This window comes from Arthrobacter sp. Helios (assembly GCF_023167125.1).
In the GTDB taxonomy this organism is placed as follows: Bacteria; Actinomycetota; Actinomycetes; order Actinomycetales; family Micrococcaceae; genus Arthrobacter_B; species Arthrobacter_B luteolus.
On record NZ_CP095402.1, the window covers coordinates 1,606,109 to 1,629,905 of the forward strand.

The following is a 23,797-nucleotide window of genomic DNA, read 5'->3' on the forward strand; positions in this document are numbered from 1 at the left end:
CGGCTGAGGGGCTGGCGACGCCGCTCACTTTCTTCGGAACAACGCAGCGTGTTCGCGAGCGAAAGTCGCAAAGTCGCGCGCCGGATGTTTCAGGAGGTCGGGCACGGCTGTCGAGATCGCGGCAGCTTCACCGCGGGCGTAGTGCGCGTAATCCTCGAGCAGTCCTTTGACCTGCCAGGGCGGGAGCACACCGGAGAGCATCTTGCCGAATCGTTCAGGGGGGACGTCTTCGAAGTGGATCTGGTGTCCCGTGGCGGATGAGAGGCGTGCGGCGAGCTCGATGTGCGTGAGTGCTTCGCCCCCTGTCAAGGTCACAGCTCCCAGCGGCTTGGGTGATGTGAGAGCAAGTGTGGCGACGTCGCCGATGTCGCGCACGTCAACGAGACTTACTCGCGCCTCGCCAATCGGCGCGGGGAGCTTTCCTGTCGTCTTCACGATGCCCGCGAGGGCGAGCATTCCCTGCATGAATAGATTCGGTCGCAGTGCGGTGATCCCGATGCCCGATGCGAGGGCGTGCTGCTCGACGGCTGCGTGGTAGCGCAGGAAGCGGACCGGTGAGTCGACGACGGACCCCAGTTGAGAGAGCAGCACGAGGTGGCTGACGCCTGCCGCGACTGCGATATCGATGAACTGCTTTTGCTGCGTTTCGGCGCGCTCGGTCGATGGAGTCACCAGGTACGCAGCGCGCACACCCTCGAGCGCCGTGCGAACGCTGCGGGCGTCATCCAGGTCGGCCTGCACACCGAACTCGACAGAGGGGGACCTTCGGGACATCGAACGAAACGGGATGCCCCGTGCGGTCAGGCAATCGGTGGTGGCCCGGCCCGTAGAACCGGTGGCTCCGACGACGAGGATGTCGGGTGAGATGGTCATGGTTTCTCCTTCAGTTGTCGGGGGTAGCGCAGCCCGTCGGGCAGAGCGCCGGACAGGTTGTCGCGGCAGATCAGCATTGCTGGGTCGCCTGGCTCGTCAGGCACCCTGCCACGTCGGCGGCAAGGGCGCCGACGTCGTCGTGGCCGGTGAGTGTAAGTCGGAGCGCGCCGCCGTGGGTGACGACGCCGAGGATCCGCTCCCCCTGCACCTGCGTCGTCATGATCGGACCCCAGGCCGCTTCAGCAGCGTCCGAGCGGGGTGCGAAGACGCCGAGGTTCGTGATCTCGATGTCGGCATTCGTCGCTGCGAGCATGGTCGCCTCCGCTTCCATCGCGTCGGCTGGCTGCAGCGAGGCCAGCATGAGGGCGGCCGCGCGTGCGTGGTCGCGGCCCGTGCGGAGCTGGGCCGTCGCGTCATGCGCAAGAGGCCAGAATTCGCGTCCCTGCGGGTCCTCCAGGGTGACGGTGGTCGCGGTGAACCGGTTTGCGACATCGTCGGGGAGCCCGACAGCTGAACGCAGATCGATGGGTGCATTGATCCGGACGGGTCTGCGGATGCCGCGTGCGCTCAGCACCTGGGCGGCTGCGGCGCAGAGCGCCCCCTGCACGGTGGCGTCATGCGATCGTGCAATCACGCGGAGCCGCTCGGTCGTGGATTGGTCCAGGGCGGCGACTTCGACTGTCGGCGGGGTGCCGTCAAACGCCCGCACCACGGCAGCTGGAGGCTCGAGTTCCCCCGACGCCGGCGGAGGCGGGGCCGCAGGTCCGTCGGGCAGTGATTTCAGCAGCTGTTCTTGGCTGGCGGGGATCGGCTGAACGGGCGGGGTTCGCCCATCGAGGATCTCCAGGAGGTCCGCCACTGCCCGCAGTGCCCCTCGACCGTCCGCAATCTGATGGGAGAAGGTGAGGATGATGACCAAACCCCCCTTCGTATCGACGAGCCTCGCTCTCGCCAGCGGGCCCAGGTCCGGGTCGATGGGCGCGGTCTGCTCTACAGATGCCTCGACCACCCAGTCGTGGCCACCGGCGACTCTGAGCGGAATGGGCTCTGACGCCGGGCGGAACACGGCCTGCTCGCCGGTGCGATCGATGCTGCTGGCTAGCAAGGGGTGCGTCCGCTGCAGAGCCGCAAGTGTCAGGGTCAGCTCTTCCTCGGTGATCGTCGATGTGAGCTGGAGCGCGATCGAGAACTGCACGGGGTTGCGGCTGATGTAGAGGTCGATGATGTCCTCGAAAGCGCCCAACGGCCGCAGGGTGGAGGCGGCAGGATGACCCTTCGTATGGGTGGTGCGCTGGTCGCGGTTCATGGCCCTACTTCCCGCTCGCGATGGCATCAGCGGTCGCGCTGTGTGCGGTCGCGCTGGGCGCGGTCGGGGTGAGAACTGGGCCGACCTTCCGGGTCCACCACAGGATAACCAGGGTGATCAGGATGACAGCCGCCGTCGGGATGAGCTGGGTGACGGATCCGACGCCGGCGGAGCGGTCGCTCAACGCACCACCGAGGTCGATGCGGAAGAGCGGTCCCAAGAGGAGCGAGGACGTGTTCAGCACGGCGTGAAGCACAACCGCGATCTCGATGCCGCCGGTGCGCCAGGTGATGATGGCGAGGCAGGACGCCAGCACGAAGTACCAGGTGATGATGTAAATGTCGGTCGACATGTGGATCGTGGTGAAGATGGCGCTCGAGCCGATGATGCCAAGGACGAGACCAGTCTTGCGGCCGCGGGTCCAGCTCCCGAGGACTCGAAACAGCAGCCCTCGCACCCCGTACTCCTCACCGGTCGTCTGCAGAGGGGTGAGCAGCACGGTGCCGATGAAGATGGCAACAAGGTCGAACTGCGTCCACGGCACCTCGACATAGGGGCCGAAATAGCCCACCGCGTTGGCAAGGATCCAGAAGGGGCCGAACACGAGCAGGCTCTTGCCGAGAAGGTCGAAGCGGAAGCGCGAGATCACCGAATGCAGCGACGCTCCGGGCACACCGTACAGCCAGCGCTGGATGAGCATGCTCCACGGCATCAGCAGGAAGAGCGACAGCATCGAAGACGCGTGGTAAAGCGGCGTGTAGTCGGTGCCCTGGAACACCGGGGTCGTATAACCGCTCTGCAGGTCAATGAGGCCGGTCAGCGCTCCGAGTCCGGTCGGGAAGATGACGATCCCCGCCAGAAGCATGACGATGGCGAGGATGCCGCGACCGATGCGGCGCTTCTCACCGGCCAGCACCCGATGGTACTCAACTCCAGGAGGTACGGACGAGGAGCGCTTCGAGCGAGCGGGGTCGAGCAGCCAGTTCGGCGTAATGGTAGTCATGGTGTATTTCTTCCTTGTGAGGGGGCCAGGTCAGACGTGGGTTAAGGAGTTCAGCTGTGGGCCAGGGAATACTGATCTGCCTTCGGTGCTATAGCAGCAGCTGGCTCAGGGGGCCGATCATGTAGACCAGCGAGAATGCCTCCCAGATGGCTCCGATGATGAGTAGGACGAAAGCGGGAAGCGCCAGCCATCCGAGTTTTTGAAGTCCGCGCACATACCCCTGGCCTCGGTTCTTGGCGCCGGTCGCGCGGGGAAACAGCCAGTACTTGCCGAGCAGGAAGGCTCCGAGCGCGAGGAGGATGTATGCCTGGAACTCGATGATTACCGTGAGCGAGTGTGGGATCAACGCAGAAGGGTTGGTGTATCGCTCGAGGACGTCGAAGGTCGTTGCGCATGGGTGATTCTCCGGGGGTCGCGTTCCACGTAGATATCGAGCTCATCGACGCGTTCAGCATCGTGGCCTTGTCAGTTCTTGGGCAGGCCGATGGAGACGGCGGAGAAGCGTCCTCTTGGATCGACGTCTGCCTTCACGGCGTGCAGGCGGACGAGGTTGTCGCCGAACGCCGCGCCAGCACGCGTGATGTCTGCTGGCGGCAACAGATTCGGGTAGGCGGCCGGCAGGCCGTGCGCCTGCAACTCGTTGAGTAGCCCCTCTGCCCAGGCGACTTCCGTATCATGTCCCTCCCCGTCCGGGGTTGTCGCGATGAGCTCCACCATGAAGTGAGGCTCTCTGAGCGCCCACGGAGAGTGAGCGGCGTCGTGGCGGGTGGCAGCCCCGTGGAAATGGTGGATGTTCACCGCGGTGAGTGGCGAGATGCGGCGCCTTTCACCCGCGGCGAGAGCCTCGATGACTGAGGGGTTCAGGCTCGGCAGCGAGACGGTTCGTACGGTGTACTGTCGCCCCGCCGGAAACATGCCGTCCAACGAGTGCAGCGCCTGGGAAGGCGTGACGGGGTGGACCTCGGACAACAGTGGCGTCCCGGTCGCTTCCAGCCGGCGCACCCACTGCGTACCCGCGGCCGTATCACCTTGCCAGTTGAGTGATACGAGGAGCATCGGGGTGCCGTCCGGGCCGCTGGTGATCGCTGGGGCGATGGAAAGCTCGTCCGGAACTGTCGGGTAGAGGTCGCTGAGGGCAGTCAGGACCGGCCGGATCTCCTCCGTGCTGAAGGCGATGGGGCCGGCGAGGACGACGGGTAGTTCGGCGAGCTTGATCTCGAGTGCCGTCACGACACCGAAGTTGCCGCCTCCCCCACGAAGCGCCCAGAGAAGCGAGGGGTGCTGATCGTTCGAAGCGGCGACAATCGATCCGTCGGCGAGCACGATTTCAACCGAAACGATGTTGTCGGCGGCGAGGCCCTGGGTGCCGAGGTACGGGCCGTAGCCGCCACCGAGAGTGAGCCCGGCGACACCGACCTCGTTGACAGTCCCGACCGCTGCGCCGAGGCCGTGCTCTGCGGAGGCATCGACCAGATCCTCCAGTCGTGCACCACCCTGCACTCGAGCCGTGCGGGACCTGCGGTCGATCTCCACGCCTCGCATCTGCGAGAGGTCGATGGTGACCCCATCCTGGGCGTGCGCTCTCCCCGCCCAGTCGTGCCCTTGACCCCGAACCGCGACGGGCACGTCCGGTGGCGTCTCCATCAACACGCGTTGGACGTCGGCTGTTGTGGCGACGCGGGCCACAATCGCGGGGCGCGAGGTGGACTGGTCGCTCCACAGATCCGTCGCGCGTGGGAACGCTTCGTCGCCAGCCTGGATGACCCGCCCGTCGAAGGACTCTCGTATCGTCTCGGCGAGCTGTCTGAGGTCGGATCGGATGTGCGTTGTCATGTTTTCCTTTCTTGAGCTTCAGCGTCCGCTACGGCTACAGAGGCGCCAGTTCTTGGGGGGTGTTCTGCATGTCGGGTGCTTTCGCGGTTTCAGCTCGCGAGTTCATCGATCCAGCTTGATCGCATCCGCAGCGCTCGTTCGGTACTGCCGACGATGGCTGCCAGCCCGACGAGCAGATTGAGCTGGAGGGGGAGCTGGATGGGGGACGTGAAGGTGCCGATCGAGTCGGCGACCGGCGGGATCTGTGAGAGGGCTTCGATGATTTGGGGTATCTCCACGCACAGTCCAATGGCGACGAACGCGATGGAGAGGAGGCCGATCACGCGACTAGCACCGGGATGTCGCCGGTGCAGGCTGGCGCGGCGGCCTTCCGCCGACCGCGGATCGGGTGTCAGCTGCTGTTCGACGCCGTTCGCTCGCACGTAGTGGCATCGCTTGAGTCCGAAGCCGGTGATCGCCACCTCAATGTGGCCGCCCGGCACTGGGAAGCGGGTGGGCATTTTCGCGTACGACTGCAGAGAGCCGTCGACGTAGAGCCGAGCGCGGACTTCGCCGTCGGTCATGTCGCCCCCATGGCGGACCTCGACGGTGTGGATCGATGCCCTGCCGTCTTCCGATGTCAGCGTGATCGAGCGGAGCGAGCGGCTGAACATCTGCCACCAGCGGTACTTTCTCAGCGGTTCGCCTGACCCGGCACGGACGCGGCGGTTGCGCCAGCTCATGATCCGTAAGTCCCCTTCCCCTCCGACTAGTACAGCGTGTTAAACAATGAGAGGCTAAACTAGCACACTGTAATAGACCGGGGTCACACGAAGGGAAAAATATGGACGTTGAATCGAAGGAGCCGGGAACACGATCGAAGATCCTCATCGCCGCAGCGACGATGCTCGGCGAGAATCCTACTGCGCGCCTGAGCGTCCGGGCGGTAGCCGCCCGCGCCCAGGTGAGTACAGGCTCGTTGCGCCACTTCTTCCCGACCCAGCGCGCACTCGTCGAGACCGTGGTCGCCGCGATGTACGACCTGGAAATTCCCGATGATCCGATAAACGATCACTCCCTGCCGCCGGAAGATCGCCTCTTCGCATGCCTGCAACTGCTCCTCAGCCATGTCGGAGTGGGCGCCCGAGCCCGGCAGCAGTGGGGCGCACTCTACGAGGCTTATGTGGCCACAGTCCCGTCTGAAGACGAGGCCGCGACGTACCACGCTCTGGACCGCCTGGGCCGCCGCCGGATCGAGCAGTGGCTGACCGCCCTGGTCGACGAAGGCGCGATCACCGCGGGTCACATCGAGGCACGAGCCCGGTTCCTGACGACAGTTGTGTCCGGCATCGCGACCGAACGCGCACTGCCCTCGGAGGGGGTACGCATCGACTCCGAGACCGAGACCCTTCGGCTCGCAGTCCGCGCGGTGACGATCGGGGTGCCCTCCGAGTGAACTCTCTCCTCTACGAATCTGCGGTGCAGGTGGTTCCGTTACTGCTCATAGCGCTCTTCTTGGACCGTCGCATCGAGAGCGACGACACGACGGCGGAAGCGCGCCGGTGGAGCCGCTGGTCCAACAAGTTCTCGCTACTACTGAACGCGATCGCATTCATGGTGTCGGTGTTCGTACTCGCCGGTGTGATGCCAGTCAGCTCCCTCAGCATGGCAATCGTCATCTCCGCTGTCGCCGGATCCATAGGAGTGCTGTTCGCACAAGTCTGGCAACGGCTGGACGACGAACCTCACCGCCCGCGATCATAACTGCCTCCCGGATCTCGATTCGTACCAATACCCAGCAACAGACGTACCCGCGGCAGACGCCGCAGAAGGGCCACATCATGATCTCAACCCCCATCACCCTCGAACTGGTCGACGGCATGGCGGAGCTCGAGCCCGTAGTGCGCGGGATGAGGCCGCATCGGCTCCCACGACACGTACGCGAGCGGGACGCCGACCCGCAGCTGAGCATGATGGAGTCGCAGCCCTCCGGTGTGCGCATGGCCATGGTCACCGAAGCACGCCGACTCGAACTCGACGTGCACGCCACCCAAGTGAGCTACCGGAAGGTGCCAAGACTTCGCGGCGCGATCGATATCGTCATCGACGGCAACCGCCTCCAGACGCACCCGCTCACGGAGGGAGACTCCGTGGAGATCGACCTGGCCACCGGTGCTCGCTCAGACACCAGCGGAGGGGTGGACAGCATCGTCCTTGACGAGCTTCCACCGGGACGGAAGACGGTCGAGTTCTGGCTCCCACACAACGAAGGCGTCGACCTGGTAGGGCTCCGCTCCGACGCACCGATCCAACCCGCGCCCAGGACGGGCCGGCTCTGGGTGCACCACGGCAGCTCTATCAGTCAGGGCTCGAACGCAACGCATCCGACAGGCATCTGGCCAGTCATCGCCGCCCGCCAAGCGGGCGCCCGGCTGCGCAACCTCGGCTTCGGCGGCAGCGCCCTCGTCGATCCGTTTCTCGCTCGCGTCATCCGCGACGCCCCCGCCGACCTGATCAGCCTCAAGCTGGGGATCAACGTCGTCAATCTCGACGGGATGCGGCTGCGGAGCTTCATCCCCGCCATCCACGGCTTCCTCGACACGATCCGTGACGGACACCCGGAGACACCCCTCCTTTTGGTCTCTCCGCTGTACTGCGGCATCCATGAGGACACACCGGGCCCGGGATCGATCGATGCCTCATCGATCGGCACCGACGCCGTGCAGTTCACCGCCACCGGGACCCGTGGCGACACCTCTCAAGGTCGGTTGACTCTCCGGGTGATACGCGACGCCCTCGCCGAGGTCGTCGCGGTCCGCCGAGACGACCCGCACCTGCATTACCTCGACGGCCTCGACCTCTTCGGAGAGGCGGATGCGGAGGAACATCCGCTCCCTGACGCGCTGCATCCGGATGGTGAGACGCACCGGCTCATCGGGTCGCGTTTCGCCGACCTCGTCTTCGGGCCCACCGGCGCCTTCGGGGGTGTCTGAAAGCATGCGTCGGCTCCTTTCGCTCAACCTCGGCTGCCTTTTGATCCTTGCTGCGCTCACCGGCTGCGCCGCCACCGCTCCGGAGCTCTCCGAAGCCGCCGCAGAATCACCCGCGGGCATCCCGACGTCCACCGCACCTTCACCCGACCTCGGCTCCGTCGTCGAGGAGGACCTCACCGGCCTCGAGCAGGAGTACGACGCGACCATCGGCGTCGTGGCCGTAGATACGGCCACCGGCGAGTCCGTCTCGTACGGCGGTGACCGCCGATTCGGCTTCGCGTCCACCATCAAGGCCTTCGCCGCTGCGGAGTTCCTCGGGTCGGTGCACGGACCGGAGCGTCACGAGCTCGTGCGGTGGACGGCGGAAGAAGCTGAGGCCGCCGGCCACGCTCCCATCACATCGCAGCATGTTGATGACGGGCTGACCTACGCACAACTCGCCGAAGCCGCTGTACGATTCAGCGACAACGCCGCTCTCAACCTCATTCTCGAGAGGATCGGCGGCCCCGCAGCCCTCGACGCCGCCCTCGCAGAACGGGGCGACACCACCACCGAGGTCGTGAACGACGAGCCGGCACTCAACGCAATCGAACCCGGCAGCACCGAGGACACCACCACCGCGGCCGCATTCACCGCGTCACTCAGGACGATCCTCGACGGCTCCACGCTGTCTGCAGCGGACGAAGCTCTGCTCCTCGACTGGATGAGCGACAACCGCACCGGAGACGCCCTCATCCGAGCCGGTGCTCCCGACGGGTGGGTGGCCGCGGACAAGTCCGGCGGAGCAGGTCCGATCCGCAATGACATTGCCCTGGTCACGCCATCCGACCACGGCCCCATCGTCCTCACCGTACTGAGCACACGCAACGACCCGGACGCGGCTTTCGACGACACGCTAGTCGCCCGAACCGCATCCATCGTCCTGAACGCGCTCGAACGCAACTGAGAGAACTAGGCAGACAGGGAGAGAGAATGTCACACCACGATCGCACCACCACCAGCCCGAACGACCGGACCACACGAGGTCGGGCCACCTGGCCCGACCTCGTGCTCGCCGCGGCCATCGCCATCGCGCTCTACGCCATCGGCATCCTGCTCTACCTCCAGCTGCCAGACGACGACACGGTGACAAAAGGATTGGCGCTGTTCGCGATCTCCGGACTCGCACCGCTGGGCGGAGTGCTGCTCATGATCGCCTTTCGCAGGCGCAACGCGGCACTCTTCGGCATCACCCGCGTGGCGCCGAAATGGCTGGGGATCGCCTTCCTGGTGGGTATCGGAGTTGTCGCCCTGAACCTCGGTGTAACGACCCTCGTGAGCATGACGACCGATGCCGCCGATGTTCAGGGCGGATACCAGACGGCAGCGACGAGCGGCATCGCCGGATTCGCCGGAGCGATCCTCCTCGGTGCGGTGGTGACCCCGATCGGCGAGGAGTTCCTCTTCCGCGGAGTTCTGTTCACCCTGCTCACCCGCTACGGCGTCTGGTTCGCTGCGATCCTCAGCAGCATCCTGTTCGCGTTAAGCCACGGAATCAACCTCGCCACTCCCGTCGCGGTCATCGTCGGACTCGCAGCTGCCTGGCTGATGCACCAGACAAAGTCGGTCTGGCCCGGCGTCGTGGTTCACGCAGTCAACAACGCATCCTCTTCGATCGTCTCGGTCATCCACCTCGAGATGATCGCCGGGTAGCGAGACGCGCCCGTTCCGGTGATAGGCGTCGGCCCGCTGCTCGCCGCCAGCAGCTTCCCGACACTCTTCATCGTCGCCGCAGCCGTCCTGATCCCGCTGGCGGCGCTCACCGTCCGACGTCGGCACACGGCTGTCTGAGCCGGCGGGAAGGGCCAGCAACCACCAATCCGCGCCTTGCGAGCCTGCATCATGCCCTGCCTGTGCACAAACCTGGGAGGGTGCGGCGCCTCTTCCTTAGAAGATGAGCCTTTGAAGCAGACCGATTAACCCGGCACCGGCATCGCCGGCACCGCCGCAGCCCATGAGGCCGTCGGCCCGGATGTGCCGCCGGTCCAGACCTAAGGAGTCACCTTCATGAGCAACTCCAGGCCCCAGGTCCTGGTTGGCGTCCAGACCGGCACTGGTGCAGCGGTAGTCGAGGCGGAGGCAGGCTTGGCCGACCAGCTCGGTGCGGATCTGGCCTGTGCCCATGTTGACGACTCCAGCGAGCAGGTCGGGCAACAGGCTGACGGAACGGTGGTCTCGACGCCGCTGAATCCGGATCTGTCTTTCACCGAGAAGGAGCCGTTCGATTCCGGGCTGCGGGCAGAGATTGGGGGGATCCTGGATCCCCGCCCGGTGAAATGGTCCGTCCGGGCGCTGGCCGACGGGGAGGCACAGCAGCTTGCCGGGCTGGCTCAGCAGTTGGACGCGGCAATGATCGTTGTCGGCACCCGGGAAGCCGGTTCCGGGGCTCCATTGAGGAGTTTTCACTGGGTCCGTCGCCGTTCAGCTATCCCACCGCCAGCTCGTCCGGTGGTTATGTTCCCGCTCACCCCTGTCCCCGACGACGGTCTGCTGCCATGGGAGCGGACGGAGTAGGCGAACGCGCCGTGCCCGGGAGGCAGGGTCCGGTCAGAGCAGCACGCCGCCCGAGATTTCGAACCGCTCCCCCGTTGCCCAACGGAATTGTGAGGAGACCATGGCCGCAATCGCGTCGGCAATGTCCTCCGGCCTGCCCACCCGCCCGAGCGCGGTCTGCCCGGACAGTGCCGCGCGCATGGTTTGGTCATCGCGCATGGCTCCGCCGTTGAAGTCGGTCGCGGTGGGCCCGGGGGCGATCGAGTTAATCCGGACGCCCCGCGGACCCAGTTCGCCGGCGAGGCTGCGGGTCAGCGCCTCTAGTGCCTTTTTCGATGCCGCGTAGACGGAGGTCGCCGGGCTGACGTGCCGGCTGAGCGAGCTCGAGACATTCACGATGCTCGCCCCGTCCGACAAGTGGGGCAGGAAGGCCTGCGTGAGGAACAGCGGACCGCGGACGTTGACCGCAAACGTGGTCTCGAAGTCTTCGGCAGTAATGCCGCCGAGCGGTGCGAACAGTCCAACTCCGGCGTTGTTGACCAGCACGTCGAGAGTGTCGGTGTCCCATTTCTCCCCAACACCGTCGAGCACTGCGGTACGGGCCGCTTCGATGGAGGACAGGTCAGCGACGTCCAGCCGGACGGCGATGGCTTCTCCGCCGGCGTCGGCAATTTCGTCCACGACGTCATCTGCACCGTTCCGCGACGCGGCGACGACGTTGATTTTGTTCCGCGCCAAAACGAGCGCGGTGGCTCGCCCGAGTCCGCGGTTGGCTCCGGTGACGAGGGCAATGCGGGTCATGTCGTCTCCTGTAAGTAAATGGATACTTACCGCTAAGGTAGTGTCTGGGCACGGGCCCGTCAAGACCTGATCAGGGGGAACAGCATGGCACGCGACGCTGAAGCTACGAGGGAGCGGATTCTCTCCGCGGCGACCATGGAGTTTGCGGCCCACGGCCTTGCCGGTGCGCGCGTGGAACGGATCGCCGCCCAGGCACGGAGCAACGTCCGGATGATCTACGCATACTACGGCAGCAAAAGCGGCCTGTTTGATGCCACCGTCGCGGACGCTCTGCGCCGCATGGCCGAGAATGTCCCGCCGCGCCCCGATGACCTGGCCGGCTGGGCCGGGGACGTGTTCGACCATCACCAGCGCTTCCCGGAAGTCCTCCGCCTCACCATGTGGGCCCGGCTTGAACGGCCCGAAGCCACCACGGAGCCGGGCGATACCTACCGGAGCAAGACCCTCGCCGTCGCTACGGCTGCCGCCCGCCCACTCTCCGCCGTCGACATTCTGGTGTTTATCTACGCCATAGCGCAGGCCTGGCAGCTTTCGCCGGAGGGGCTGACTGGTCTCGTGGAGAACCCGACCCGTGGTGAGGAGGTTGCCGCCCGCCGGCAGGCGGTTGTCACCGCCGTCGAACGGATGCTGCACACCCCCGGCTGAGCGGGGCTGCGGCTCAGCGGGCACTCACCCGCTCCTCGTGCTTGCGTTGCGCCCGGGCAGCGAGAGCGAATGGCGTCGAACAGCAGCTGACACCCGATCGCGGTCGGCCGAAGGCTGTCGCGCCCGCCTGCACCGGCGGCACCCCGGTGCTAGTCGCGTGATCGGCCTCCTCTCCATCGCGTTCGTCGCCATCGGACTGTGCGGAAGACGCCCCCGGGTACCGAAAGGAGCGTGCGGCTCCAGTCTCGGCGAGAGGCGTAGCCTTCACGTACCTAAATGCGACAGATGCCAACGGCCAGGACACCCCGGGGAGACCATCATATTGGCACCCGTGAACCAATGACGGCCGTGCTGCTGCTGGTCATAAGTGCCGTTCTCACCCGCAAAGGCATCCGCAGCTTAGGGCGCGAGCACCCCTTTGCGGCTGTCGTTAGTGGCGGATATTCTGTGCGTCGCAGCGGCATGTGGCGTGATTTCTGCATCGCTTCCTTTCGTGTCCGACGAAGGCGCGATGAGTTTCGGTTAGGGAGCTCCTCGGGATAGTAGGCCCGAGATGAGCAGTTGCACCAGGGTGGCGGCGTCGTATCTGGTGTCGCTAGCTGCACCGATGCAGAGGTTCCCGATGCCTTTGAGAACGTTGTACGCGTCGAGCGGCGGAGCAGCGTCAACGGACTGCAGCGCTGCCTTGAGGAGCGAGTCGCAGACGGGGACGAGACGGCCGACAAAGTAGGTGTGTAGAGCGTCGGACCCGGCACTGTCTCCTTGAAGGGCGCCAGCGAGTCCGTGCTTGGTGACGAGGAACTCCACGAACAAGGCTACCCATGCCCGTAGGGCCGCCTCGGGCGTCGCGCTCTCGGCGAGTAATCGTGGGCCTGCCTCTGCACAGGCCTCGACTTGGTGTCGATAAACCGCGACCACAAGCTCTGGTCGTGTCGGGAAGTGGCGGTAGATGGTCCCCACGCCGACGCCTGCCTTCGCTGCGATCTCCCGCACCGGAGCTTCGACTCCAGACGTTACGAACACTGCTGCTGCTGCGTCAAGGAGTCCCTGCTGATTTCTGCGCGGACGACCTACCTGCTGGGACCCGGCAACGCGTGACTGCTCACTTTGAGTATCCGCCATGTGCCCCTCCTCACTAAATAGTTTGCCCTCACTCGCATTTCGGAGTGCTGTTCCGTATTGTTGCGGAACGACGCTCCGATAATCAGTATTGCAGAGCGCAGCCTCAGGAAGGAACATTTCATGGCTTCATCACTCATCCACTCATTGGACGGCGTCATCGGTGCCGGCACTCCGGTCGTCTCCGTCGCTCCCGTTGAGCTGATCGCCCCGGGTCGACCGGTCCCGCTGGAGGTGCGAGTGTCTGCCCCGGCAACCGGCACGAACCTCCCCGTCGTGGTGTTCTCCCATGGCAACGGCTGGAACCTCGACGGATACGCGCCGCTCACCGCGTTCTGGGCATCGCGCGGGTTCCTCGTGATTCAGCCCACGCACCTGGATTCCCGCCGGAACGGTTTCGGGTTCGACCACCCGGTGTTCCCGACGATTTGGAACGAACGGATCGCAGATCTCACCCGCATCCTCGACCAGCTCGACACCATCGAGGCTGCCGTACCCGGTCTCTCCGGCCGCGTGGATCGCAGCCGCGTCGCCGCCACCGGCCACTCCTGGGGTGGACAGACCGCGCAGTCGCTCCTCGGAGCCCGGATCCTCGACGAAGCGGGCCACATCGGCGAGGACATGTCCGACAGCCGCGTTACCGCGGGCATCCTCTTCGCCGCGACGGGCGTTGGCGGGGATGACCTGCACCCGTTCGCGAAGGCGAACTTCCCGTTCATGCGCCCCTCCTTCGAAGAGCTCACCACCCCGACGCTCGTCGTCGCGGGCGACCACGACCAGTCCAAGATGTCCAGCCGCGGACCCGACTGGTTCACCGACGCCTACACGTACAGCCCCGGCGCAACCGACCTCCTTACCTTCCACGCTGCCGAGCACTCGCTTGGCGGGATCGTCGGATACGAAGTCGCCGAGACCACCGACGAGAACCCTGAGCGGGTTGCCATCATCCAGCGAATGAGCACCGCCTACCTCCAAACCGCCCTGCACGTCGATGAGAACAGCTGGGTTGCTGCCCGCGCCGCATTCGAAGACGCTGCCGAACCGATGAGTCACCTCGACAGCAAGTGAGACAGCACAGCAAGATCTCCCGCCCCTCGCCTATTGAGACGGCGGGAGGTCTTGCTGCGGTGCCCCACGACAAAGCTGGGAGTACAGGACCATGGGCAGTTGGACCCAAGAACAACTTGAGGACGTAGATGCACGAGGCCTTCCTTCTGAACCCCAGCTTTTAGCTGGTGGCTCATGGATGCATGCCAGAGCGGGGCGAAGCCGTTCATCGGTCAATGCTCGTAACCATCCTGCGGACACGGCCGCAATACCCTTGTTTATTCTCCGTTCTCGTGGTGTTCCTCGCCCCAGCCGTGGCTGATTTTTCGGCCAATTTCGGTCCGGCTGAGTTCTTTGCGCTGACCCTGTTCGCTTTTGTTGCCACGTCCTCCGTGGTCTCGGACTCCGCGGTAAAGGGCCTGACGGCCCTCTTGATCGGTCTGGGAATCGCCACAGTGGGCATCGGCCCGTTCTCGGGTGCCGAGCGGTTCAGCTTCGGTGCGCCCCAGATGTTCGACGGCATTTCCCTGATTACCGTGACCGTAGCCATCCTGGCGCTGGGCGAAGTCTTCCATATCGCCTCCCGGATCCGCCGGGATCCGGGAGGCAAGCAAATTAGCTCCGGAGGCCGTCCTTTCCTCTCCCGCGCCGAGCTCAAAGAGGCAGCCCCGGCCTGGGCCCGTGGCACTGCGATCGGTTTGCCGTTCGGCGTCATCCCTGCCGGCGGCTCCGAGATTCCGACGTTCATCTCCTATGACGTGGAGCGGCGCATTGACCGCCGCCGGAAGAACTCGAAGTTCGGTAAGGGCACAATCCGCGGTCTGGCAGCTCCCGAAGCCGCCGGCAACGCCACCACCGGCACCGCCATGGGAGCTCTTTTGGCCCTGGGCCTGCCGGTCTCGGCCACGGCCACGGCCGCGATCCTGCTCGCCGCGTTCCAGCAGTACGGCCTGCAGCCGGGCCCGCTGCTCTTCGATAGGTCCCCCGACCTGGTCTGGGCGCTGCTGGCGAGCTTCTTCATCGCGATGGTGGTGCTGCTCATCATCAACCTGCCCTTCGCGGGGCTGTGGGCCATGCTGCTCCTCATTCCGGCCCCGTACCTGCACGCCGGGATTACCGTCTTCTGCGGGCTGGGCGTCTACGCCACGTCCGGGGCGGTCTTCGATCTGCTGATGCTGCTCGGGCTTGGCTTGGTCGGCTTCGTTATGCGCCGGCACGGGATGCCCCTGGCCCCGCTGATGATTGGTGTGGTGCTAGGTCCGCTGGCGGAAACGAGCATGCGCGACGCGCTGCTGTCCTCCAACGGTGACTACTCCGTGTTCGTGACCGGGCCGATCCCACTGGTCCTGTACGGCCTGCTGTTCCTGGTGCTGGCGGCTACTGTGCGGTCCTAGATTGTGAACAGGACCCGCCGGGACGTCTAGGTCCGACGCACAGACCACCGCCGAAGGGCTTCGCTGGGAACAGTGGGGCCCTTCGGTCGTTTTGCCCCGCAACCTTTCCTGAATCGGTCAGCTGACGGCAGCCAGGACGCGGGCAATGATGATGGTGGTGGCTGTTGTCCAACCCAAGATGGCGATCGCCTGCCACACCAGGACGCGGGCTTTGCTGATGCCGGTGGCAACAAGCATGGTGGCCGTGAACTGGGTGGGCAACAGGAGCGGGCCGAGCAGGCTCACCCCGGGAACACCGAAACGCTCATAGGCGCGCTGGAACTTGGCCCGGCGCGGGGACATCCGGTTCTCGTTCGCGCCGTAGGCCGTCGGCGCGCCGGCGGCGGACCCGGCACCGGCCAACGCAACCCGCTCAGACCCTGCCTTCTTCCGGGAACGGGTGACGACGGCGTCGCGCGCTCCTGAGCCGATCAGCACCAGCAGCGCCACGCACAGGAAGTTGCCGATCATCGCCGCAGCCGCAGCGGCCACCGGATGCAGGCCGCCGAGAAGTCCGATCGTCGCGGCACCCTCGCCCTCAATAAAGGGGACCGCGCCAGCTGCAGCCACCACAACCGGCTGGAGCAACTCCGGCACCTCCGCGGCAAGGTTCTGGAAGGTCTCAATAAGGCTCATGGTGTGCTCCTGTCTGTGCGGCACTGGGGTCCTTCCCCGGCCATGTCTCCAGTTCACCCGCTGGGAGATGACGCTGTAAGTGGCGTGAGCGCACGGGTTTTCGTGGGATCCGCACGTCTGCTCCATGACTTATGTCATGCCGATAAGCTGTGCCGATGAGCAGTCAGCCCGAGCACGACGCCACCGTGTCCGCCGCCGCGGAAGCCCGCGGTGCGCTGCGGCTGACCCGGAGCATCAGCACCACCTGGACGTTCACGGCCACCTCGATCCTGACTTTCGAGCTCCTAACTGTTTTCTTCACCGTGGCCGTTCTGCTTGATGGAGGCATCGGCGGACCGGTAGCCGCAGGAGTGGGTGCCGCCGGAATTCTGTGGACGGCAGCGACGCTGCTTCCGCTGCTCGACTACCGCCATCGGACCGATGCGGCACCGCTGGTGACCGACCGTCGCCACCTTGCACCGTTTCTGATCGCGGCGATCTACGGGCTCTCAGCTGGAATGGCTACGGGGACGTGGGTGCTGGCGGCCGCGCCCGTCATCCAACTGATCATGCTGCTGAACTGGCCGCCGGGAGTGCGCCTGCGCGTGGTGCTGGCCGCGACCGCCCTGCTGGTCGCGGTCGCAGCGATTGATTTTCGCCTGACGCTGGCAGGCAGCAGCGGCACGGTCTGGCCTCAAGCGGTTCTCGTGGGCGTGGCACTGCCTGCCATCAGCGTGAACTCGTTGTGGTGGTGGGACATGCTTGTTGCACTCGACCGGGCCCGTGCCTCCGAAGCGAGGCTCGCGGCGACCCAGGAGCGGCTACGCCTCGCAACCGACGTTCACGATCTGCAGGGACACCACCTCCAGGTAATCGCTCTGCAGCTGGAGTTGGCCGAGCGGCTCATGCCGCAGGACCCGTCGGCGGGGATGGAACAGCTGCGTGCAGCCCGCGTCAGCGTGGCCGGTGCCAGCCAAGGTACGCGGGACCTTGCCGCACGGTTCCGCTCGGTGCCCCTGCGCGACGAGATGGCCAATGCCGTGGACCTCTTGCGGGCCGGTGGCCACCAGGCTGAGTTCACGGCCGATCCCGATACGTCGCTGGCACCGGCGTCGGTATTGGGGCCGGTCATCCGTGAGACCACCACCAATGTTCTCCGCCACGGCGGCGGCAAATGGGCACAGCTGGCGCTTAGCCGCGTGGACGAGGGGTGGCGCTACCAGATTTCCAACGACCTCGGCGCGGATGCATCCAACGATGACGCTTCGCACCGGGAGACGTCCGGGCTAGACGGAATGGCGCTTCGCGCCGCCGGAGCGGGCGGTAAACTCGAGGTGCGGCGCGAAGCCGAAACGTTCACCCTGGTCGTCACGGTTCCTACGCCCGGAAAGAACGGCGAATGATCCGCGTGCTGCTCGCCGACGATGAGGGGATGATTCGCTCCGCTCTGGCGGCCCTGCTGAGCCTCGAAGCGGATATTGAGGTGGTGGTGGAATGCGCCGACGGCGCGGAAGCTGTCAACGAAGCGGTGCGGCTGAAGCCGGATATCTGCCTGCTGGACCTGGAAATGCCACAGCTCGACGGCGTTCAGGTCACTGAGCAGTTGAGCCGAACCATCGCCGCCAGGTGCATCATTGTCACCCGCCATGCCCGGCCAGGGGTCCTGCGGCGCGCACTGGCGTCGGGCGCCGCAGGGTTTATGCCAAAGTCTCGCAGCGCCCACGAGGTGGCGGCCGTTATCCGCCGCGTTGCTGCCGGCGGCCGCTACATCGACCCGGAAGTAGCGGCGGACGCACTGAGCGACGAACGCCCACCGCTGACCGACCGGGAGCTGGACGTGCTGCGCGCGGCCCGGGGAGGGGAATCGACACGGCAGATCGCCACTACCCTGTCCCTGGCTCCCGGCACGGTGCGTAACCACATCTCCACCGTGCTGGGAAAGCTTGCGGTGGAGTCCCGGCAGCAAGCGGTGCTCCTTGCCGAAGAGCGCGGGTGGATCTGAGCGGGCGTCTCGAGCTATGTTCCGATTGCTGACAAGCATGCCACGACGCATCTGTCTCCAAGCCCCCGCCTTACCGAGCTGCCCAACGGCTCAGATCGGCCCAGGACCGACACGCCAGGCTCTCTGCGGTCGGTTATACCGGGATTGCTACATACGGTGCTCACCGACATCCGCACGGTTCCACATCCGCAACGTGATACCGCTTCAAGTGTTCCGGGGGCACCCACCGTGACGTTTTCGCGACCGCCGGACGGGCCGGGTTAGGCGGCTTTAATATTCCCTGCGAGCTCTGCGAGCAGGGAATTTCGTTGCCGCCGTTCCGGTCCGCCCGGCGGACCTGACAGAGATGCACACGCCACGCAGAAACAGGTCCGCGCCGCACTTGAGGCTACACAGCTACCGCCCGGAAACGTCCTTCGTCACCAGCCATTCGTGTGCCCCGGCACCGGCCGCCCCCATGGACTCGACGACCGAAATGGTCCGCTGCCTCACCTCAGCCTGCTGGGCATCGGAGGCACACTGCCCCTGCGGCAGATCCGCTGCCACGGAGCACCAGCGGTAGGGATCCCGCACGATCACCGACGGCGCCCACGCGAGGTCGTTGACCCGCCAGGCGCCGCCGTCGTCGTCCTGGACAAACTGGGCGCGGACGATGAGCCCCTCGTTGTTGACCGGATACCACGGCGAGAGTTCGGTGACGGCATTGCCCAGACCGTAGACGATCCAGGTGCCGTTGTAGTTCTCGATCGGCAGCACCGAGTGGGTGTGGTGGCCGTAGATGAGGTCGAACTCGCCGCTGTCCGCCAGGGCATGCGCGGTTTCGATCTGCTGGCTGTTGGGCAGCGAAGCGTATTCGTCTCCGGCGTGCACACCGCCCACGACCAGGTCCGCACCCTGTGCCCGGGCAGCTTTGGCCCGCAGGATCATGTCCCCGGGGTCGAGCAGGTCCACCTGCCAGGGATAGTCGGCGGTCAGGCCGTTGAGTCCGTAGGTTGATTCGACGATTCCGATCCGGGCCCCGGAAGTGTCCATGATGAGCGGCACGGCGGACTCGGCTTCGGAGGCGTAGGAACCGGTGTGTTCCAGGCCCAGGGAGTCCAGCACCGCGAGGGTCCGGTTCAGCCCTTCCGTTCCGGCGTCTATGGTGTGGTTGCTCGCCGTTGTGCACGCCTGGTACCCCACTGCCGCGGCCGCGGTGAGGATCTGCGGCGGCACGTTGAACATCGGGTAGCCGGCATACGGGCCGCCGGTGTCGGCGACCGGGGTTTCCATATGGCAGACGGCCAGGTCGGAGCCGGATATGTAGGTGCGCATTCCCTCCAGCAGCGGTTCGAAGTCCAGGGGCTGCTTTCCGCCGGCGGCGGCGTCTGCCGCGGCCTGGTCCCACAACTGCGGATGCACCAGCAGATCCCCGGCGAGCATCACCGTGGAGCAGCGCAGGCCCGGACACGCCACGCCCACTCCGGGCGTCGCCGTCGGCGTGGGGACCGGCATCCGGCTGGCGGATTCGCCGGCGCCGGCCGAAGCGGGCCCGGAGGGGTCCGGAGCAACCGGTGAGGCCGTGCAGCCGGTGATTATCAGCAGCGCAGTAACCCCAGAGAGCAGCACCGCCGCCCCGCTGCGGACTGTGGCTTCGGACCTGATCTTCATGGTTCCCCCCGGAACGTATTGTGACCCGTATTGTGAACGCCCCGGCAGCGGGCGTCCCGTGCGGCGGTGATGTGGTGATCAGGGATGAGCATACGCGGCCCGTCGGCTGGTTGGGCGGCGGCTCGTGTGAAAGTGTTGATGACCATGAGCAACGCCCTTCTTTCCGCGAGCACCCTCCCGTACGATCTCCCTGATTTCGCCGCTTTTTCCGATGATGGTTACCTTCCCGCCTTCGAAGCCGGGATGCAGGAACATCTGGCAGAAATCAGCGGGATTACCGCCAATCCGGAACCGGCCGGCTTCGCGAACACCATCGCTGCACTGGAGCTGTCCGGCCAGGCCCTGGCCCGGGTCTCTGCGGTCTTTTTCAACCTGGTGATGTCCCACGCCACCGAAGCCGTCCAGTCCATCGAGCAGCAGATCGGTCCGCGGCTCGCTGCCCACCAGGACGGCATCTTCCAGGACCAGGCGCTCTTTGAGCGGGTCAGCAGGGTGCCGGAAACCGGTCTGGAGGAGGAACAGCGCAGGCTGCTGGCTGAGTACCGCCGACGGTTCCTGCGTGCCGGTGCCGGGCTGGACGACGCCGGCAAGGCCCGGATGCGGGAGCTGAACACCCGGCTCTCCGAACTGGGAACGGCGTTCTCGCAGAAGCTGCTGGCCGACACCAATGATTCGGCCCTGGAGGCAGGCGCCGCCGAGTTGCAGGGCCTCTCCCCGGATGACCTGGCGGCCGCTGCTGCCGCAGCCAGGGACGCCGGGTCCGGTGCGGAATATCTGCTGTCCCTGATCCTGCCGACTCCGCAGCCGGCCCTGTCCCGGCTGACCAACCGCGGGACGCGTCAGCGGCTCTTCGAAGCATCGGCTAACCGCGGATTCCGGAACAACGAACACAACACCCTGGCCATCGCCGCGGAGATGTCAGCGCTCCGCGCCGAACGCGCCGCCCTGCTGGGTTACGGCAGCCACGCCGAGTACGCCGTCGAGGATCAGACCGCCCCGGACATCGGTGCGGTGCGCCAGATGCTTGCCCGGCTGGTTCCGCCGGCGGTCCTCAACGCCGAAGCGGAGGCGGTGAAACTGCGTGCCGCGGCGGCCCGCGACGGGATCAAGGACCTGCAGCCCTGGGACTGGGCGTTCTACTCCGAGCAGGTCCGCCGTGAGGAGTACGCCGTGGATCTGGAGGCCCTGCGTCCCTGGTTCGAGCTGGAACGGGTGCTGAACGACGGTGTTTTCCACGCTGCCAGCCGCCTCTACGGGATCACTTTCACGGAACGCCCCGATCTGGCCGGCTACCACCCCGATGTCCGGGTCTGGGAAGTCCGGAACGAAGACGGATCCGCGCTGGGCCTGTTCCTGGGCGACTATTTCTCCCGGGACACCAAGAGCGGCGGCGCCTGGATGAACGAGCTGGTGTCCCAGTCCCGGCTCCTGGGCAGGCTGCCGGTGGTGGTGAACAACCTGAACATCTCCAAGCCGGCCGACGGCGAACCGGCCCTGCTGACCTTCGATGAAGTGGTGACTGCGTTCCACGAGTTCGGCCACGCACTGCACGGACTGTTTTCCGACGTCGAATTCCCGCTGTTTTCCGGGACGGCCGTTCCGCGTGACTTCGTCGAGTACCCCTCCCAGGTCAATGAAATGTGGATGCTTTGGCCGGAGGTGGCAGACAACTTCGCCCGGCATTACCAGACCGGCGAGCCGCTGCCGCAGGAAACCCTGGACCGGATCCGGGCTGCGTCGCTGTGGGGCGAAGGCTTCCGGACTGCAGAGTACCTGGGCGCCACACTGCTGGACCTGGCCTGGCATGAACTTCCGCCGGGAGAAACGGTGACGGATCCAGCCGCCTTCGAGAAGGAGGCACTGACCCGCGCCGGGATCGACCCGGCCCTGGTTCCGCCGCGCTACCGCACCGGGTATTTCAAGCACATCTTCGCCGGCGGGTACTCCGCCGCCTACTACTCCTACATCTGGAGTGAAGTGCTCGACGCCGATACGGTTCAGTGGTTCACCGAAAACGGCGGGCTGACCCGGACCAATGGCGAGGCTTTCCGGACCAAGCTGCTCTCCCGCGGTTACGCTGCCGATCCCCTGGAATCGTTCCGGAACCTGCGCGGCCGGAACGCGGAAATCGCTCCCCTGCTGGCACGCCGCGGGCTCGCCTAACCGCCATGGCCACCATCGCCTCCTGCCAGCGCATGCAGCACGCCTGGTTCACCGCCCTCGCAGCAGCAACGGGAGGGCGGTCCTTCGGCACCCATGAGTCCCGCTGGGTCTGGCTTCCGGCCCGGCGGCAGCTCATGCTGATGTTCCCGGACGTCATTTCACCGGCGGGTATCCGCCCCGGCCTGGCCGAGGGGTCACGGCTTGGTGCCTCGACCGTGGGGGTCTGGCTGGGCGGATCCGTGGATCCCACCCCGTTGGATTCATTCGGCTTCCGCCGCGGTCCGCAGACCTGCTGGATGACCGCACCGGTCCACGCTCCGCAGGCCTGGCCCGGGACGGCAGCTTCGGTGGAGGTCCAGCCCCCGGAAATTTCCGGGGCCGACGCCGAGGAACTGCGGATTGGGCATTCGATGCCCCGGCAGGCCTGGCATATCGCCTCGCGGGACGCTGCCCGGCTCACCGGGCGGGCCTACGCGTTTTATCCGAACGGAACCGCCGGGCTGTCCAAGGTGGGCGGCATCTTCCATCTTGCCGTCGGAGCCTCCAGCCGGCGGCGCGGCTTCGGCACTGCCCTGCTGAGCTCGGCCGCTGCGGCTGCTGAGGCTGCGGGTGCCGAGCACCTGATCGTCAACGCGACCGCTCCGGGCCAGGACCTGTGCGCTGCGCGGGGCTTCTCCCTGGTCGGACGGGGGCAGACCTACTCCATGGCGATCGGCTAGGTCCGGGCAGTTCACCGGTTCAAAAACAACGGCCGGACCGGGATACTCTCCCTGGTCCGGCCGTTGTCTTGTGGGAAACTGTCCCTTCGGCTGTGCCTTGCTGCTACCAGCCGCGCTCGGCAAGACGGTGCGGCTGCGGGATCTCGTCGACGTTGATGCCGACCATGGCTTCGCCGAGGCCGCGGGAGGCCTTGGCGATTTCGTCGGGATCGTCGTGGAAGGTGGTGGCCTTGACGATCGCGGCGGCCCGCTCGGCAGGGTTGCCGGACTTGAAGATACCGGAGCCGACGAACACGCCGTCAGCACCGAGCTGCATCATCATCGCTGCATCGGCCGGAGTGGCGATGCCGCCGGCGGTGAACAGCACCACGGGGAGCTTGCCGGAGCCGGCGACTTCCTTCACCAGTTCGTACGGAGCCTGCAGTTCCTTGGCCGCGACGTAGAGCTCGTCTTCGGGCAGCGAGGACAGGCGGGCGATTTCGGTGCGGATCTGGCGCATGTGCATGGTGGCGTTGGAAACATCGCCGGTGCCGGCTTCGCCCTTGGAGCGGATCATGGCAGCACCTTCGTTGATCCGGCGCAGTGCCTCACCCAGGTTGGTGGCACCGCAGACGAAGGGAACCGTGAACTTCCACTTGTCGATGTGGTTGGCGTAGTCCGCGGGCGTCAGCACCTCGGACTCGTCGATGTAGTCAACGCCGAGGGACTGGAGGATCTGCGCTTCAACGAAGTGGCCGATCCGGGCCTTGGCCATCACAGGAATGGAGACCGCGTCGATGATGCTGTCGATCATGTCCGGGTCGCTCATCCGCGAGACACCGCCCTGGGCACGGATGTCGGCAGGAACCCGCTCAAGGGCCATTACTGCAACCGCACCGGCGTCCTCGGCGATGCGGGCCTGCTCAGCCGTCACGACGTCCATGATGACGCCGCCCTTGAGCATCTCCGCCATTCCGCGCTTTACACGGCTGCTGCCGGTCGAAGCGGTGTTTCCGGAGGCGGACGGGAATTCTGTAGGCATGACAAGGCTCTCTCGTAGAACGGGCTGTAAAGGCTATGGTATGCCCGCAGCCCGCGTCCCAAG

General features: G+C 65.9%; 23 protein-coding genes and 2 pseudogenes. 13 read left to right on the forward strand and 12 right to left on the reverse strand.

The features are described from left to right. Positions 1-24: 24 nt before the first annotated feature. From ArtHe_RS07140 to ArtHe_RS07165, 6 genes are all read right to left on the reverse strand, one after another. On the reverse strand, positions 25-873 hold the full coding sequence (locus ArtHe_RS07140) for an NmrA family NAD(P)-binding protein (RefSeq protein WP_248319380.1): 849 nt from the start codon (positions 871-873) through the stop codon (positions 25-27). 70 nt (positions 874-943) lie between these two features. Further along, positions 944-2,179, reverse strand: coding sequence for a hypothetical protein (locus tag ArtHe_RS07145; RefSeq protein WP_248319381.1), 1,236 nt, complete (start codon positions 2,177-2,179; stop codon positions 944-946). 4 nt (positions 2,180-2,183) lie between these two features. Beyond that, a complete protein-coding gene (locus ArtHe_RS07150) occupies positions 2,184-3,182 on the reverse strand; it encodes a CPBP family intramembrane glutamic endopeptidase (protein ID WP_248319382.1) in 999 nt (332 codons plus the stop codon). Between the two features lie 88 nt (positions 3,183-3,270). Then, a complete protein-coding gene (locus tag ArtHe_RS07155) occupies positions 3,271-3,528 on the reverse strand; it encodes a hypothetical protein (protein WP_248319383.1) in 258 nt (85 codons plus the stop codon). Positions 3,529-3,647: 119 nt separating this feature from the next. Then, positions 3,648-5,015 (reverse strand): FAD-binding oxidoreductase, encoded by a 1,368-nt coding sequence (locus tag ArtHe_RS07160; protein ID WP_248319384.1) that lies wholly within the window; start codon positions 5,013-5,015, stop codon positions 3,648-3,650. 89 nt (positions 5,016-5,104) lie between these two features. Beyond that, positions 5,105-5,737: a hypothetical protein gene (locus ArtHe_RS07165; RefSeq protein ID WP_248319385.1), complete on the reverse strand. Its 633-nt coding sequence runs from the start codon at positions 5,735-5,737 to the stop codon at positions 5,105-5,107. A 101-nt stretch (positions 5,738-5,838) separates the two neighbouring features. Here ArtHe_RS07165 and ArtHe_RS07170 point away from each other — a divergent pair, with 101 nt between their 5' ends. From ArtHe_RS07170 to ArtHe_RS07195, 6 genes are all read left to right on the forward strand, one after another. Further along, complete coding sequence (locus ArtHe_RS07170) at positions 5,839-6,450, forward strand: helix-turn-helix domain-containing protein (protein ID WP_248319386.1); 612 nt, start codon at positions 5,839-5,841, stop codon at positions 6,448-6,450. Next, positions 6,447-6,758: a hypothetical protein gene (locus tag ArtHe_RS07175; RefSeq protein WP_248319387.1), complete on the forward strand. Its 312-nt coding sequence runs from the start codon at positions 6,447-6,449 to the stop codon at positions 6,756-6,758. The genes ArtHe_RS07170 and ArtHe_RS07175 overlap by 4 nt, the downstream gene beginning before the upstream one ends. Before the next feature lie 77 nt (positions 6,759-6,835). Continuing rightward, positions 6,836-7,987 carry a GDSL-type esterase/lipase family protein gene (locus ArtHe_RS07180; protein WP_248319388.1) on the forward strand — a complete coding sequence of 384 codons (1,152 nt, stop codon included), beginning with the start codon at positions 6,836-6,838 and terminating at the stop codon, positions 7,985-7,987. Positions 7,988-7,991: 4 nt separating this feature from the next. After that, on the forward strand, positions 7,992-8,933 hold the full coding sequence (bla, locus tag ArtHe_RS07185; RefSeq protein ID WP_248319389.1) for a class A beta-lactamase: 942 nt from the start codon (positions 7,992-7,994) through the stop codon (positions 8,931-8,933). A 26-nt stretch (positions 8,934-8,959) separates the two neighbouring features. After that, on the forward strand, positions 8,960-9,679 hold the full coding sequence (locus tag ArtHe_RS07190) for a type II CAAX endopeptidase family protein (RefSeq protein WP_248319390.1): 720 nt from the start codon (positions 8,960-8,962) through the stop codon (positions 9,677-9,679). Positions 9,680-10,033: 354 nt separating this feature from the next. Further along, positions 10,034-10,540 carry a universal stress protein gene (locus tag ArtHe_RS07195; RefSeq protein ID WP_248319391.1) on the forward strand — a complete coding sequence of 169 codons (507 nt, stop codon included), beginning with the start codon at positions 10,034-10,036 and terminating at the stop codon, positions 10,538-10,540. 33 nt (positions 10,541-10,573) lie between these two features. Here the strand turns inward: ArtHe_RS07195 and ArtHe_RS07200 are convergent, their stop codons facing one another. Next, a complete protein-coding gene (locus tag ArtHe_RS07200; protein ID WP_248319392.1) occupies positions 10,574-11,320 on the reverse strand; it encodes an SDR family oxidoreductase in 747 nt (248 codons plus the stop codon). Positions 11,321-11,404: 84 nt separating this feature from the next. Here ArtHe_RS07200 and ArtHe_RS07205 point away from each other — a divergent pair, with 84 nt between their 5' ends. Continuing rightward, positions 11,405-11,965 (forward strand): TetR family transcriptional regulator, encoded by a 561-nt coding sequence (locus ArtHe_RS07205; RefSeq protein WP_248319393.1) that lies wholly within the window; start codon positions 11,405-11,407, stop codon positions 11,963-11,965. A 522-nt stretch (positions 11,966-12,487) separates the two neighbouring features. On the opposite strand, the gene ArtHe_RS07210 is transcribed toward ArtHe_RS07205, so the two are convergent. Both ArtHe_RS07210 and ArtHe_RS17900 read right to left on the reverse strand, forming a co-directional pair. Continuing rightward, positions 12,488-12,772, reverse strand: coding sequence for a hypothetical protein (locus tag ArtHe_RS07210; protein ID WP_248319846.1), 285 nt, complete (start codon positions 12,770-12,772; stop codon positions 12,488-12,490). A gap of 111 nt (positions 12,773-12,883) precedes the next feature. Continuing rightward, a pseudogene (locus ArtHe_RS17900) lies at positions 12,884-13,204 on the reverse strand (helix-turn-helix domain-containing protein); the annotation flags it as partial. A gap of 3 nt (positions 13,205-13,207) precedes the next feature. Between ArtHe_RS17900 and ArtHe_RS07220 the strand changes: the two are divergent. Further along, on the forward strand, positions 13,208-14,152 hold the full coding sequence (locus tag ArtHe_RS07220; protein WP_248319394.1) for an alpha/beta fold hydrolase: 945 nt from the start codon (positions 13,208-13,210) through the stop codon (positions 14,150-14,152). A 263-nt stretch (positions 14,153-14,415) separates the two neighbouring features. Next, positions 14,416-15,525: pseudogene (locus ArtHe_RS07225) on the forward strand (tripartite tricarboxylate transporter permease); the annotation flags it as partial. A 117-nt stretch (positions 15,526-15,642) separates the two neighbouring features. On the opposite strand, the gene ArtHe_RS07230 reads toward ArtHe_RS07225, so the two are convergent. Further along, positions 15,643-16,200, reverse strand: coding sequence for a small multidrug efflux protein (locus ArtHe_RS07230; RefSeq protein WP_248319395.1), 558 nt, complete (start codon positions 16,198-16,200; stop codon positions 15,643-15,645). A 155-nt stretch (positions 16,201-16,355) separates the two neighbouring features. On the opposite strand from ArtHe_RS07230, the gene ArtHe_RS07235 reads away from it, so the two are divergent. Both ArtHe_RS07235 and ArtHe_RS07240 read left to right on the forward strand, forming a co-directional pair. After that, on the forward strand, positions 16,356-17,582 hold the full coding sequence (locus ArtHe_RS07235; protein WP_248319396.1) for a histidine kinase: 1,227 nt from the start codon (positions 16,356-16,358) through the stop codon (positions 17,580-17,582). Next, positions 17,579-18,181 carry a response regulator transcription factor gene (locus ArtHe_RS07240; protein WP_248319397.1) on the forward strand — a complete coding sequence of 201 codons (603 nt, stop codon included), beginning with the start codon at positions 17,579-17,581 and terminating at the stop codon, positions 18,179-18,181. The genes ArtHe_RS07235 and ArtHe_RS07240 overlap by 4 nt, the downstream gene beginning before the upstream one ends. A gap of 396 nt (positions 18,182-18,577) precedes the next feature. Here ArtHe_RS07240 and ArtHe_RS07245 read toward each other — a convergent pair whose 3' ends face one another. Then, complete coding sequence (locus ArtHe_RS07245; protein WP_248319398.1) at positions 18,578-19,831, reverse strand: CapA family protein; 1,254 nt, start codon at positions 19,829-19,831, stop codon at positions 18,578-18,580. A 144-nt stretch (positions 19,832-19,975) separates the two neighbouring features. Between ArtHe_RS07245 and ArtHe_RS07250 the strand changes: the two genes are divergently transcribed. Continuing rightward, entirely contained in the window at positions 19,976-21,994 is a 2,019-nt protein-coding gene (locus ArtHe_RS07250) for a M3 family metallopeptidase (RefSeq protein WP_248319399.1), read from the forward strand. A 5-nt stretch (positions 21,995-21,999) separates the two neighbouring features. Then, positions 22,000-22,713: a GNAT family N-acetyltransferase gene (locus ArtHe_RS07255; RefSeq protein ID WP_248319400.1), complete on the forward strand. Its 714-nt coding sequence runs from the start codon at positions 22,000-22,002 to the stop codon at positions 22,711-22,713. A gap of 103 nt (positions 22,714-22,816) precedes the next feature. On the opposite strand, the gene pdxS is transcribed toward ArtHe_RS07255, so the two are convergent. Beyond that, positions 22,817-23,734, reverse strand: coding sequence for a pyridoxal 5'-phosphate synthase lyase subunit PdxS (pdxS, locus tag ArtHe_RS07260; protein WP_248319401.1), 918 nt, complete (start codon positions 23,732-23,734; stop codon positions 22,817-22,819). Positions 23,735-23,797 lie beyond the last annotated feature (63 nt).